The following is a 12,346-nucleotide window of genomic DNA, read 5'->3' on the forward strand; positions in this document are numbered from 1 at the left end:
CAACGCGCCCGTGCCGCCGGAAGTGCCGGCCGCGCGGGCGATCCATCATAACGCGACGGCCCTTCCGCCCAGGCGGGAGGCGCGAGGAGCAAGCGGTAATGGACAACGAATTCGATCCCAAAAACGCCCCGGAACAGGGTGCTCCCCCGGCCGAGGAGGCGCGCGGTCACGAAGCGCCGGTGGCCAGCGAGGGCGAGGACAAGAACCAGCCCGACATCCCTTCCGAGCTGCCGGTCCTGCCCGTGCGCGACATCGTGGTCTTCAACTACATGATCCTGCCGTTGTTCGTGGGCCGCGACAAGTCCGTGCAGGCCGTGGACGCGGCCCTGAACGGCTCCCGTTACATCCTCGTCCTGACCCAGAAGGACGAGAAGGTGGACGAGCCCGGCCCCGACGACCTGTACCGCGTGGGCACGGTGGGCATGATCATGCGCATGCTCAAGATGCCCGACGGCCGGCTCAAGGTCCTGGTCCAGGGCCTGACCCGGGCCCGGGTCAAGGACTTCGTGTCCACGGACCCCTTCCACCTGGCCTCCGTCGAGGTCCTGCCCGAGCGCGACACCAAGGAGGTGACCCTCGAGCAGGAAGCCATGATGCGGGCCGCCAGGGAGCAGAGCGAGAAGATCCTGTCCCTTCGCGGCATGGCTTCGGCCGACATCATGGCGGTGCTCAACAGCGTCAACGAGCCCGGCCGGCTGGCCGACCTCGTGGCCTCCAACCTGCGCATGCGCGTGGAGGAGGCGCAAAGGCTGCTCGAATGCGAGGACCCCATCGAGCGCCTGCGGCTGGTCAACGAGCAGCTGGTCAAGGAGGCCGAGGTCGCGGCCATGCAGGCCAAGATCCAGAACATGGCCAAGGAAGGCATGGACAAGGCCCAGAAGGACTTCTTCCTGCGCGAACAGATGAAGGCCATCCGCCGCGAGCTCGGCGAGGGCGGCGAGGAGTCCGACGAGCTCGACGAGCTCAAGGAGGCCCTGGACAAGGTCGGCATGCCCAAGGAAGTGAAGAAGGAGTCCGACAAGCAGTTCAAGCGGCTGAGCTCCATGCACCCCGATTCCTCCGAGGCCGGGGTCATCCGCACCTACCTGGACTGGCTGGTGGATTTGCCCTGGAAGAAGCTCTCCAAGGACCGGCTGGACATCAAGGAGGCCAAGCGCATCCTGGACGAGGACCACTTCGACCTGGAGAAGGTCAAGGAGCGCATCCTCGAATACCTGTCCGTGCGCAAGCTCAACCCCGGCATGAAGGGCCCGATCCTGTGCTTCGTCGGCCCTCCCGGCGTCGGCAAGACGTCGCTTGGCCGCTCCATCGCCCGGGCGCTCGGGCGCAAGTTCGTGCGCATGTCCCTTGGCGGCATGCGCGACGAGGCCGAGATCCGCGGCCACCGGCGGACCTACATCGGGTCCATGCCCGGCCGGGTCGTACAGAGCATCAAGCAGGCCGGCACGCGAAACCCGGTCATCATGCTCGACGAGATCGACAAGGTGGGCTCGGACTTCCGGGGCGACCCGTCGTCGGCGCTGCTCGAGGTCCTCGATCCGGAACAGAACTTCTCGTTCTCGGACCATTACCTCAACGTGCCCTTCGACCTGTCCAAGGTGATGTTCATCTGCACGGCCAACATCCTGGACACGATCCCGCCGCCGCTGCTCGACCGCATGGAGCTCATCCGGCTGCCGGGCTACACCGAGCAGGAGAAGATCAAGATCGCGCGGCGCTACATCCTGCCCCGCCAGATCGAGGAGAACGGCCTGGAGGAGGGCGACATGGTCATCTCCGACCAGGTGCTCTCGCGCGTCATCCGCGACTACACGCGGGAGGCCGGGCTGCGCAACCTCGAGCGCGAGGTGGGCTCCGTGGCCCGCAAGCTCGCCCGCAAGAAGGCCGAGGGCGAGGCGCCGCCTTTCCGGGTGACCGTGGCCTCGCTGCAAAAGCTCCTCGGGCCGCCCCAGTTCATGGACGACGAGCGCGAGGCGGACCTGCCGCCGGGCGTGGCCGTGGGCCTGGCCTGGACGCCGGTCGGCGGGGCGATCCTGCACATCGAGGCGGCCACGCTGCCGGGCAAGGGCGGCCTGCAGCTCACGGGCAAGCTCGGCGACGTCATGAAGGAATCGGCCCAGGCGGCCCTGACCTACGCCAAGTCCCGGGCCAGGGAACTCGGCATCGACCCCGAGGTGTTCGAGAAAAACGACATCCACATCCACGTGCCGGCCGGGGCCACGCCCAAGGACGGCCCGTCGGCGGGCGTGACGCTGGTGACGGCGCTGATTTCGGTGCTCACCAACACGCCCGTGGCCAGCGACCTGGCCATGACGGGCGAGATCACCCTGCGCGGCCGGGTGCTGCCCGTGGGCGGCATCAAGGAGAAGGTGCTGGCCGCCGTGGCGACCGGCATGAAGCGGGTGATCATCCCGGCCCAGAACATGAAGGACCTCCACGACATCCCGCGCGACCTGCGCGGCCGGGTGAAGGTCTACCCGGTGGAGCGCATCGACGAGGTGTGGCCCATCGCCCGTTGCGACGCGGCCCCCAAGGAAGGCGCGCCCGAAGCCAAGGCGGCCGTGGCGGCGAAGGCCTCGTAAGAGGACTGAAAAGGATTGCAAAAAAGGCCGGAACGCTGGTTCCGGCCTTTTTTTCGGCGCTTCCGGCCACGCGTCGCGACCATGGCCTGTGGCGTCCCGGCCTCGACGGTGGTTCCCTTTCCGGGCGGGCTGGTGTAGGTTCCCATTCTGTTGGGGACCGTCTGCTTCCGGACAAGCTGTTGTTGGAACAGGCTGGAATAGCTTGTGAAATTTTAAGCCGCATCCGCGGCCGCCCTTTTTTTGCGACACCGAAACCGTAGGAACGCCCGCCCATGACAACCCTGCCCATGCCCGCCGATCTGCCCGAAGCCGAAGTCAACGCCAACGCCCAGGTGGTCCTGACCAAGCGCTATCTGCAAAAGGACCCGGACGGCGCGCCCGTCGAGGACGTGCGCGGGCTTTTCTGGCGCGTGGCCTCGGCCATCGCCGCCGAGGAGGCCAAGTACGACAAGTCTCCCTACGCCCCGGACGTCCTGGCCCGGGCGTTTTACGACCTCATGACGGGCATGCGCTTTTTGCCCAACTCCCCCACCCTCATGAACGCCGGCGCGCCGCTGGGGCAGTTGGCCGCCTGCTTCGTGCTGCCGGTCGGCGATTCCATGGAGGAGATCTTCGACGCCGTGAAGTTCGCGGCGCTCATCCACAAGTCCGGCGGCGGCACGGGCTTTTCCTTCTCCCGGCTGCGGCCCAAAAAAAGCCGCGTGGGCTCCACCGGCGGCGTGGCCTCGGGGCCGGTGTCCTTCATGCGGATCTTCAACACCGCGACCGAACAGGTCAAACAGGGCGGCACCAGGCGCGGGGCCAACATGGGCATCCTGCGGGTGGACCACCCCGACATCCTGGAATTCATCACCTGCAAGGAACGCGAGAACGAACTCCAGAACTTCAACATCTCCGTGGCCCTGACCGAGCGCTTCATGCAGGCCGTGGAAAAGGCCGAGGACTACGACCTGGTCGATCCCCGCGACGGCAAGGTCGTGGGCAGGCAGAGCGCGGCCGAGGTGTTCGATCTCCTGGTCAGGAAGGCCTGGGAATCCGGCGATCCGGGCATCGTCTTCATCGACCGCATCAACCGCGACAACCCCACCCCGGCGCTGGGGGCCATCGAGTCCACCAACCCTTGCGGCGAACAGCCGCTTCTGCCCTACGAGGCCTGCAACCTGGGCTCCATCAACCTCTCGGTCTTTTACGACCCGCAGGCCCCGGACGGCATCGACTGGAAGGGGCTGGCCGAAACCGTGCACCTGGCCGTGCGCTTTCTCGACAACGTCATCGACGCCTCGCAGTACCCCCTGGACCAGATCACGGAGATGGTCCACGCCAACCGCAAGATCGGCCTGGGCATCATGGGCTTCGCCGACCTGCTCTTTCTCCTGCGCGTCCCCTACGACGGCACCGAGGCCCTGAGTCTGGCCGAAAAGCTCATGGAGACGATCCAGGCCGAGGCCCGCTCCGCCTCCAAGACCCTGGCCGCCGAGCGCGGCCCCTTCCCGGCCTACGCCGACTCGGTCTTCGGCAAGCGCAACCTCGGCCCCTACCGCAACGCCACCACCACCACCATCGCCCCGACGGGCACGCTCTCCATCATCGCCGGCTGCTCGTCCGGCATCGAGCCGCTTTTCGCCCTGGCTTTTTCCCGCAACGTCATGGACGGCGAAAAGCTCGTGGAGGCCAACCCCCATTTCGTGGCGGCCATGCAGCAGGCCGGGGCCTACTCCGAAAGCCTCATGGAGGAGGTCACGCGCAAGGGCACCATCGCCCACATCGGCATGCTGCCCGAGGAGCTGCGCGAGGTCTTCGTCACGGCCATGGACATCGAGCCGGTCTGGCACCTCAAGATGCAGGCCGCCTTCCAGAAGTACACGGACAACGCCGTGTCCAAGACCGTGAATCTGCCGGGCGCCGCCACCAAGGAGGACATCCGGGAGATCTACTGGCTGGCCTACGAACTGGGCTGCAAGGGCGTGACCGTCTACCGCGACGGCTGCAAGTCGAACCAGGTGCTGTGCACGGGCGACGGCGCGCCGGCCGACCCGGCCAAGCCGCAAAGCAAGGTGCGCGTGCGGCCGGACATCGTTTTCGGCTTCACCCAGAAGGTCAAGACGGGCCTGGGCGAGCTCTACCTCACGGTCAACGAGGTGGACGGCAAGCCCTTCGAGGTCTTCGCCACCATCGGCAAGTCGGGCCGCTCGGTGACGGCCAAGGCCGAGGCCATCGGCCGGCTGGTGTCGCTGGCCCTGCGCTCGGGCGTGAACGTGGCCGACATCGTGGGCCAGCTCAAGGGCATCGGCGGCGAGAACCCCGTCTTCCAGAAAAAGGGCCTGCTGCTTTCCATCCCGGACGCCGTGTCCTGGGTGCTGGAGAACCGCTACCTGCAGGGCCGCAAGGTCCACGACGACACCGGCAACCTGGGCCAGCCCCAGTGCCCGGACTGCGGCGGCGAGCTGACCTTCGAGGAAGGCTGCCACGTGTGCAAGGGCTGCGGCTACACCAAGTGCGGCTGAGGCCGCCGGCGCTCGCGGGCGTTATGGGCCGTTCCGCCGTCGGCGGCGGGGCGGCTCAGTCCATTTCGATGCAATCGTGGGGACAGAAGGCCATGGCCCGTTCGATGGCCTCGGCCGGGGCCTCGGGCAGGAGAAGGACGGGTTTCTCCGAGACCGCGTCCATGGCGAAAAGCTCCGGAAGCAAGCTGGCGCAGGCGCCGCAGCCGTTGCAGCAGACGAGGTTGACGCTGTAGCCGTGCAGGGTCGTCTCCATGCGGGGTCCTTGGTTTCTTCGGTGGCGGTCGGGCCTCTTTCCATCTATGCTCGGTCCCTGGCTTGTCAACGCCGGAGCTGACTTCGAGCATGCGCTGCACCAAATGCGGGGCCGAGAGCCCCGACGAGACCCGTTTCTGCCCGGTGTGCGGGCACAAGCTGCAATCCGGCCGCCAGGGCGGCGACGGTGATGACGAGGCCGGCGAGGCGGGCACGGGGAAAAAAGAAGGCCCACGGCTGCTGGATTTCCAGGGCTGGACCAAGCCGGGACGAGGCCTTGGTCCCTATGTCGAGGCCAGCCTCCTGGCCGTGGTCCTGGCCGGCACGGTCGTCGCCTGCCAGTACGCCGAGGCGCTTTGGCCGCTGTACCCGGCCGTGGCCGTGTGTGCCCTGGTTCTTTTGCTGCGCCGCCTGTAGGCGGCGCGCCGGCTATTGCTGGCTGCCGCAGCAGCGGGCCGAGGTGAACTTCGAACAGGTCAGGGGGTCCACCAGCACGTTGACGCAGCCGCCGTTGTAGTCCTTGACGATGCGCCCGGCCGGCATGCGGCCTTCCCAGGCCCGGCTGGTGAAGACGGCCCGGTCGGCATTGAGCTGCACGTAGAATTCCACGTGGCCCTTGGCGAAGAAGCTGTTGAACACGTAGACGCCGTCGCGCACGCCCACGAAGCTGTACTTGTCCGGCTCCTTGCAGGTGAGGATGGCCAGGGCGCGTTTGAAGGCGCAGACCATGACGGCCTGCTCGTCGAAGGCGGCGGCCGGGCGCGCCAGCGCCGGCAGGCCCGCCAGGGCGAGCGTCAGGACAACCATCGCCAGCCGTTTCATGCTCTCCTCCCCGGCGGCCCGGGCCGCCGTTTCCGCCTCATCGTCCCTTGGGCGCGTTCCTTTAGCCTGCTCGGATCACGAGAGGCCCCACTCTTTCATGCAACGCCGGCTCGGGCAAGAGGCGGCCGCCAAAAAGGAAACGCCGCCCCCAAGGGGCGGCGTTTTCGGAAGCGGTCGCGATGCCGGCGGGCTAGTCCAGCTCGTATTCGTCGCGCCAGTCACCGGCGTCGGCGTACTCGGGCTGGGCGGCCTTGTCGAAGAGGCAGTCGCCGACGACAAGGTAGTCCATCTCCGTGCGCATGAAGCAGCGGTAGGCGTCGGAAGGGGTGCACACGATGGGCTCGCCGCGCACGTTGAAGCTCGTGTTGACGACCACGGGGCAGCCATGGCGGGCCTCGAAGGTCTTGATGAGCTTGTGGTAGCGCGGGTTGGTGCGCTCGTGCACGGTCTGGATGCGGGCCGAGAAGTCCACGTGGGTGATGGCCGGCAGGGTCGAGCGGGGCACGTAGAGGCGCTCGAACATGGGCATTTGCCAGTAGCCCTCGGGCAGCGCCTGGCGCAGCTTCTCGGCCACCGGGGCGACGAGGAGCATGTAGGGCGAGGGCCGGTCGATCTCGAAGCAGTCCGAGGCGGCCTCGGCCAGCACCGACGGGGCGAAGGGCCGAAAGCCCTCGCGGTACTTGATCTTGAGGTTGAGCTTTTTCTGCATCTCCGGGTTTCGCGGATCGCCCAGGATGCTGCGGCCGCCGAGGGCCCGGGGGCCGTATTCCATGCGGCCCTGGAACCAGCCCACCACCTTGCCGTCGGCCAGAAGGTCGGCGACCGTGGCGCAAAGGGCGTCGAAGTCGTCGTACACGGCGCAGGGCGCGTCGTTTCGCGAGGCCACGCGCAGGGCGTCGCGGCGGGTGAACTGCGGGCCGAGGTACGAGCCGGCCATGCGGTCGGCAGCGCCCTCGGGCAGGGGGGCGCGCTCGTGGCCGCCGCGCACGTGCCAGGCGGCCAGCGCCGCGCCCAGCGCCCCGCCGGCGTCGCCGGCGGCCGGCTGGATCCAGACGTCGTCGAAGACCCCGGAGCGCAGGAGCTTGCCGTTGGCCACGCAGTTGAGCGCCACGCCGCCGGCCATGACGAGGTATTTCTCGCCGGTCAGCTCCCGGGCCGTGCGGGCCAGGCGCATGACCACCTCCTCGGTGACCTGCTGGATGGCCAGCGCCATGTCCATGTGCTCCTGGCCGAGCTCGGACTCGCCGGCGCGCTTGGGGAGGCCGAAAAGCGCCTCGAACTTGCCGTCGCGGCACATGGTCAGGCCGGTGGCGTAGTCGAAGTAGGCCATGTTGAGGAGCAGCGAGCCGTCCGGGCGCAGGTCGACCAGTTCCTCCAGAATCTTGGCCTTGTACGTCTCCACCCGCTCGGAGCCCTCGATGCCGTAGGGGGCCAGGCCCATGAGCTTGTACTCGCCGGAATTGACCTTGAAGCCGCAGTAGTAGGTGAAGGCGGAGTAGAGCAGGCCCAGGGAATGGGGGAAGTCGAGCTCGCGCAGGAAGGTGACGTCCTTGCCGCGGCCGACGCCGATGGTGGTGGTGGACCACTCGCCCACGCCGTCGATGGTGAGGATGGCGGCGGACTGGTAGGGCGAGGGGTAAAAGGCCGAGGCGGCGTGGGACAGGTGGTGCTCGGGAAAGAGGATGCGCGGCTTGCCCTGGCCGAGCTTGGCCAGTTCCTCGCACAGCATCTTCTTCATGAAGAGCTTTTCCTTGATCCACACCGGCATGGCGGACAGGAAGCTGACCACGCCGCGCGGGGCGAAGCCGTGGTAGGTTTCCATGAGCCGCTCGAACTTGAGGTAGGGCTTGTCGTAGAAGGCGATGGCGGACAGCTCCGACAGGCCTATGCCGGCTTCCTCCAGCACGTAGCGGGCGGCCCGTTCGGGAAAGGACGGGTCGTGCTTCTTGCGGGTGAAGCGCTCCTCGTGGGCGGCGGCCACGATCTCGCCGTCGCGCAGGAGCGCGGCGGCGCTGTCGTGGTAGTAGGCGGAGATCCCCAGGATGTATTCGGCCATGGGCGCTTCCGGTCTAGAAGAGCGTGTAGATGAAGGGCGCCACGGCCGTGCCGCTGGTCAGGACGACCAGGACGCCGAAGAGCAGCAGCACCAGGATGATGGGCAGCAGCCAGAATTTTTTCCTGACTCGCAGAAAGCCCCAGAGTTCGCGTAGAAATTCCATGATTCCTCCATGACGAGAACCGGCCGGCCCCGAGGGCGGCGGCGGATCGGCGATGTCTTGCGTCCGTGCAAACGGGCGGACGATACCCCAATACCCTCTCGGGGCCAATGGCGCAGGCGGCCCCGGCCGGGCGTCAGAACGGCTGTTCGATGTCGGCGGCGACGAACTGGTGGTCGCGGACGCGGAACACGGACCCCTCGCCTTTCTTGAACTGGCGGGCGCGCATGGGGTCCTTGCCGAGAAGCGAGCGCACCACGCCCATGGGCGTGAGCACCAGATAGAAGATGAGCGAAAGCATGACCTTGGACATGACCGTGCCGAGCACGTGGGACAGGCCGAACCACAGCTTGGCCGCCGGCTTGAAAAGGGCCGGCGCGATCATGTCCAGGAGCAGGAGCCCGGTGGCGATGGTCACGTAGCGGATCTCGCGGGTGACGAAAAAGACGATGAGGCTGACCAGGACCAGGGCCATGCCCGTGTCCTTGGCCTGTTCCTTGGTGGCGGAGAGCCAGAAGGATTTCTTGGCGTGCTTTTGTTCCAGTGAGGACATGCGATGCGTGCTCCGGATGGGTCGTCGGGCGCGGCCGCGGCCGTGATTTTGCGACAGGCTTCCCTAGCCCGCGCCGATGGCGGGCGTCAAGGCCGCCATGTCGGCGACGGCTTCGGGGGCAGGAAATATGGTAACATTATTTTTCCGATACAGAACCGAAAGGGAGGCGAAAAGCGGCTTCATGAGTTCCAAATGGGTTGCGGTTGTGCTACGGAGAAATACGGGTCTGTGCGCTTTTCCGATATCATGATTTCACGGGGGTTAAAATGACCATCAGACAGCGGGCGCTGCTTGTCGTGACGATCGGCCCCATTCTCACGGCCTTGGTCGGTTATTTCGTGAACATGCGGTTCATTACCGAATCCTACGACGCCGCCGTGCTGCAAGCCTCGCGGGGCGTGGTTTCCATGGCCACGGCGGCGCGTTCGGAAATGGCCAAGAAGATGGATATGGAGATCATCCGGCCCTTCGGCCAGATCCCGAGGGACAAACTCGTAGAGGCGGTGCCGGTCATCACGGCCATCAACATGGTCAAAGAGAACGCCGGGAAGCTCGGCTTCACCTTTCGCGTGCCCAAGGAACAGCCGCGCAATCCGCACAACGCGCCGAACGCGGAGGAACAACGCGTGCTCGCGGAGATGCGGGACAAGAACCTGACGGAGATGGTGATCAAGGACGCGGACTACATCCGGTATTACCAGGCCATCCGACTGACCAAGGAATGCCTGTACTGCCACGGCGACAGCAAGGGCGAGCGCGATCCCGTGGGTGGGATCAAGGAAGGCTGGAAGGAAGGGGAGCTGCACGGGGCCTTCGAGATCATTTCCTCCCTCGACGGGGCCAAGGCGGAAGCGCGCGAGGCGGCCGTGACGACCGGGGTCACCACCCTGGGCGTGCTCGTGGTGGTGGTGGGGCTTGCCTGGTGGCGCTTGCAGGGCGAGATCCTCACGCCGCTTTGCCAGTTGCAGTCCTACGCCAAGGCCGTGGCCGAGGGCGACCTGGGGGCCGTGCCGCGCGGGAGATTCATCCAGGAGCTGGCGTCGGTCAAAAACGCCATCGCGGCCATGGTCGCGGCGCTCAAGGACAAGATCCTCCTGGCCGACCGCAAGAGCGAGGAGGCGGACAAGGAGGCCGAGGCCGCCCGCCGGCACGCCAAGGTGGCCGAGGAGGCCATGCAGGCGGCCAGGCGGGCCAAGGCCGAGGGCATGCTGCAGGCGGCGGGGGAGCTGCAAGGCATCGTCGAGGCCGTGAGTTCCGCCTCGGAGGAGCTTTCGGCCCAGGTGGACAGTTCGAGCGACGGCGCGGCCGAGCAGGCCAAGCGCCTGGAGACCGCGGCCACGGCCATGGAGGAGATGAACGCCACCGTGCTCGAGGTGTCGCGCAACGCGGCCCAGGCCGCCGCCACCACGGATACGGCCATGGACCGCGCCGCCGAGGGGTCGCGGGTCGTGGGCGAGGCCGTGGCCGGCATCAACCGGGTCAAGGAGCAGGCCCTGGCGCTCAAGACCGACATGGACGCCCTGGGCCGGCAGGCCCAATCCACGGGGCATATCCTGTCGGTGATTTCCGACATCGCCGACCAGACGAATCTTTTGGCTCTCAATGCCGCCATCGAGGCGGCCCGGGCCGGCGAGGCCGGGCGGGGCTTCGCCGTGGTGGCCGACGAGGTCAGAAAGCTCGCGGAAAAGACCATGGTCGCCACCAAGGAGGTGGAAGCGGCCATCACCGGCATCCAGGACGGGGCCAAAAAGAACATGGGCAACGTGGACCAGGCCGCCGCCGCCATCGAGGAGGCCACGGTCATGGCCCGCAAGTCCGGCGAGGCCCTGGGGGCGCTGGTGGAGCTGATCCAGGCCGCCGCCGACCAGGTGCGGGCCATCGCCACGGCCGCCGAGGAGCAGTCGGCCGCCAGCGACGAGATCAACCGCACGGTGGACGACCTGAGCCGCATCGCCGGGGCGACGTCCGAAGCCATGCGCCAGTCGGCCATCGCCATCGACGAACTGGCCGGCCAGATCGGCGGCATCCGCCGGCTGATCGACGACATGCGCCGCAACAACCAGGGCGAGGCCCTGGAGTAGCGGCCGGGCCGGCGACGGGCGGACCCGGGACGGGCTGCGGCGCGTGGCGTGGTCGTTTCGCGACAGGGAACGGCGTCGGGTCTAGTCCCCGCCGTCCGTCCGGCCGGCGCGGTCCCGCTTGACCGCGCCGCGCCGCTTCTTGCCTTCCAGGCGGCGCAGCTTGGAGGCCAGGGTGGCCCGGGTCCTGCGGCGGGGCGGGCGCGGGGTCAGGGCCTCGCGCACGAGCGCGGCGAAGCGCTCCACGGCCAGTTCCTTGTTGGCGGACTGGCTGCGCGTGGACTGGCAGACGAGGCGCAGCACGCCGCCCTGGCCGATGCGGCCGGCCAGGGCGGCCAAAAGGCGCGCCTTTTGCGCCTCGGTCAGGCTCGGCGAGGCCTGCACGTCGAAAAGGAGCGTCACCTTGGTGCTCACCTTGTTGACGTGCTGCCCGCCCGGACCGCCGGCCGTGGTGGCCGTGAAGCGCAGCTCGTCGTAAGGGATGACGAGGCCGGGAAGAATGGAGAGGGTGGAAGCGTCCATGGCGGTCCGTGGTCAGGAGCGGGTGGCGATGGTCAGGCGCGGCGCGGCGGCTTGCAGCCGGGCCACGAGGTCCGGGGGGAAGACCGTGGTCCCGGCCGCGGCCAGGGCCTCGTCGGCGCAGCCGTCGGGCCGGAAGGCCTGGATGACCCAGCGGTCGGCCCCGGCCTCGGCCAGCTCCCGGGCCAGGGCCACGAGCTCGTCCTCGTTAAGCAACCCCGGATGCCAGGTGGTGCGGGCCTCGAAGGGGACGGCGCTTCGCAGCAGCAGCGCGAGGCTTTCAAAGGCCGCTTCGCCGCCGCCGCCGCGGCCGGTGATGCGGTCGTAGGCGGCGCGCGGGGCCTTCACGTCGAGCCCCACCCAGTCGCAAAGCCCCAACACGTCGGCCAGGGCGTCCGGGAACATGCCCGTGGTGTGCAGGCCCGTCTTGAAGCCGAGCCCGCGCACGGCGGCCAGCGTCTCGGCCAGCCCCTCCTGGAGCGTGGGCTCGCCGCCGGAAAAGACCACGGCGTCGAGCAGTCCCCGCCGGCTCTCCAGCCAGGACAGCACCGAGGCCGCGTCGCGCTCGCCCTCGCCGTCGATCTTGCGTAGCGGTTCGTTGTGGCAGTAGGGGCAGCCCCAGGGACAGCCCTGGCAGTAGATGACCGCGGCCAGGGCGTCGGGGAAATCAAGGCTCGAAAGCGGCGTCACGCCGCCGATGGTCAGTCCGTCCATGGTTTGGGGCCCTTGCGAGAAGATGTCCCGGAACTCTGGCCCGGGCGGGCCGCCGGCGTCAAGTGGCGGGGGGGGGGGGGGGCGGCCCCCCCCCCCCCCCCCCCCC

General features: G+C 67.9%; 11 protein-coding genes. 4 read left to right on the top strand and 7 right to left on the bottom strand.

The window, feature by feature from the left end; all coding sequences use genetic code 11:
* The first annotated feature begins 98 nt into the window (after positions 1-98).
* Both lon and Q1K70_RS05610 read left to right on the top strand, forming a co-directional pair.
* A complete protein-coding gene (lon, locus tag Q1K70_RS05605) occupies positions 99-2,582 on the top strand; it encodes an endopeptidase La (RefSeq protein ID WP_300156724.1) in 2,484 nt (827 codons plus the stop codon).
* A gap of 272 nt (positions 2,583-2,854) precedes the next feature.
* Positions 2,855-5,086 (top strand): vitamin B12-dependent ribonucleotide reductase, encoded by a 2,232-nt coding sequence (locus tag Q1K70_RS05610; protein ID WP_300156726.1) that lies wholly within the window; start codon positions 2,855-2,857, stop codon positions 5,084-5,086.
* Positions 5,087-5,141: 55 nt separating this feature from the next.
* Here Q1K70_RS05610 and Q1K70_RS05615 read toward each other — a convergent pair whose 3' ends face one another.
* Positions 5,142-5,339, bottom strand: coding sequence for a ferredoxin (locus Q1K70_RS05615; protein WP_300156728.1), 198 nt, complete (start codon positions 5,337-5,339; stop codon positions 5,142-5,144).
* A gap of 89 nt (positions 5,340-5,428) precedes the next feature.
* Here Q1K70_RS05615 and Q1K70_RS05620 point away from each other — a divergent pair, with 89 nt between their 5' ends.
* A complete protein-coding gene (locus tag Q1K70_RS05620; protein ID WP_300156729.1) occupies positions 5,429-5,755 on the top strand; it encodes a zinc ribbon domain-containing protein in 327 nt (108 codons plus the stop codon).
* 12 nt (positions 5,756-5,767) lie between these two features.
* On the opposite strand, the gene Q1K70_RS05625 is transcribed toward Q1K70_RS05620, so the two are convergent.
* The 4 genes from Q1K70_RS05625 to Q1K70_RS05640 all read right to left on the bottom strand — a co-directional run bounded on the left by Q1K70_RS05625 (position 5,768) and on the right by Q1K70_RS05640 (position 8,929).
* Complete coding sequence (locus Q1K70_RS05625; RefSeq protein WP_300156731.1) at positions 5,768-6,160, bottom strand: hypothetical protein; 393 nt, start codon at positions 6,158-6,160, stop codon at positions 5,768-5,770.
* 190 nt (positions 6,161-6,350) lie between these two features.
* The gene (locus tag Q1K70_RS05630) at positions 6,351-8,216 is read right to left on the bottom strand and encodes a carbamoyltransferase (protein ID WP_300156733.1); all 1,866 of its coding nucleotides are present in this window, start codon (positions 8,214-8,216) and stop codon (positions 6,351-6,353) included.
* Positions 8,217-8,229: 13 nt separating this feature from the next.
* Complete coding sequence (locus Q1K70_RS05635; RefSeq protein ID WP_005995311.1) at positions 8,230-8,379, bottom strand: DUF5989 family protein; 150 nt, start codon at positions 8,377-8,379, stop codon at positions 8,230-8,232.
* Positions 8,380-8,512: 133 nt separating this feature from the next.
* Entirely contained in the window at positions 8,513-8,929 is a 417-nt protein-coding gene (locus Q1K70_RS05640; protein WP_300156738.1) for an SxtJ family membrane protein, read from the bottom strand.
* A gap of 266 nt (positions 8,930-9,195) precedes the next feature.
* On the opposite strand from Q1K70_RS05640, the gene Q1K70_RS05645 reads away from it, so the two are divergent.
* Complete coding sequence (locus tag Q1K70_RS05645) at positions 9,196-11,010, top strand: methyl-accepting chemotaxis protein (protein WP_300156740.1); 1,815 nt, start codon at positions 9,196-9,198, stop codon at positions 11,008-11,010.
* Positions 11,011-11,091: 81 nt separating this feature from the next.
* On the opposite strand, the gene arfB is transcribed toward Q1K70_RS05645, so the two are convergent.
* A complete protein-coding gene (arfB, locus tag Q1K70_RS05650; RefSeq protein ID WP_300156742.1) occupies positions 11,092-11,529 on the bottom strand; it encodes an alternative ribosome rescue aminoacyl-tRNA hydrolase ArfB in 438 nt (145 codons plus the stop codon).
* Between the two features lie 12 nt (positions 11,530-11,541).
* Entirely contained in the window at positions 11,542-12,240 is a 699-nt protein-coding gene (locus Q1K70_RS05655; RefSeq protein WP_300156744.1) for an anaerobic ribonucleoside-triphosphate reductase activating protein, read from the bottom strand.
* Positions 12,241-12,346: the final 106 nt, after the last annotated feature.

The organism is Solidesulfovibrio sp. (genome assembly GCF_029978005.1).
In the GTDB taxonomy this organism is placed as follows: Bacteria; Desulfobacterota; Desulfovibrionia; order Desulfovibrionales; family Desulfovibrionaceae; genus Solidesulfovibrio.

What these genes read in the sequence shown, in the direction of transcription:
- lon (WP_300156724.1), top strand. Translation starts at nt 99, where the DNA reads ATGGACAACGAATTCGATCCCAAAAACGCCCCGGAACAGGGTGCTCCC.
- Q1K70_RS05610 (WP_300156726.1), top strand. Translation starts at nt 2,855, where the DNA reads ATGACAACCCTGCCCATGCCCGCCGATCTGCCCGAAGCCGAAGTCAAC.
- Q1K70_RS05615 (WP_300156728.1), bottom strand. Translation starts at nt 5,339, where the DNA reads ATGGAGACGACCCTGCACGGCTACAGCGTCAACCTCGTCTGCTGCAAC.
- Q1K70_RS05620 (WP_300156729.1), top strand. Translation starts at nt 5,429, where the DNA reads ATGCGCTGCACCAAATGCGGGGCCGAGAGCCCCGACGAGACCCGTTTC.
- Q1K70_RS05625 (WP_300156731.1), bottom strand. Translation starts at nt 6,160, where the DNA reads ATGAAACGGCTGGCGATGGTTGTCCTGACGCTCGCCCTGGCGGGCCTG.
- Q1K70_RS05630 (WP_300156733.1), bottom strand. Translation starts at nt 8,216, where the DNA reads ATGGCCGAATACATCCTGGGGATCTCCGCCTACTACCACGACAGCGCC.
- Q1K70_RS05635 (WP_005995311.1), bottom strand. Translation starts at nt 8,379, where the DNA reads ATGGAATTTCTACGCGAACTCTGGGGCTTTCTGCGAGTCAGGAAAAAA.
- Q1K70_RS05640 (WP_300156738.1), bottom strand. Translation starts at nt 8,929, where the DNA reads ATGTCCTCACTGGAACAAAAGCACGCCAAGAAATCCTTCTGGCTCTCC.
- Q1K70_RS05645 (WP_300156740.1), top strand. Translation starts at nt 9,196, where the DNA reads ATGACCATCAGACAGCGGGCGCTGCTTGTCGTGACGATCGGCCCCATT.
- arfB (WP_300156742.1), bottom strand. Translation starts at nt 11,529, where the DNA reads ATGGACGCTTCCACCCTCTCCATTCTTCCCGGCCTCGTCATCCCTTAC.
- Q1K70_RS05655 (WP_300156744.1), bottom strand. Translation starts at nt 12,240, where the DNA reads ATGGACGGACTGACCATCGGCGGCGTGACGCCGCTTTCGAGCCTTGAT.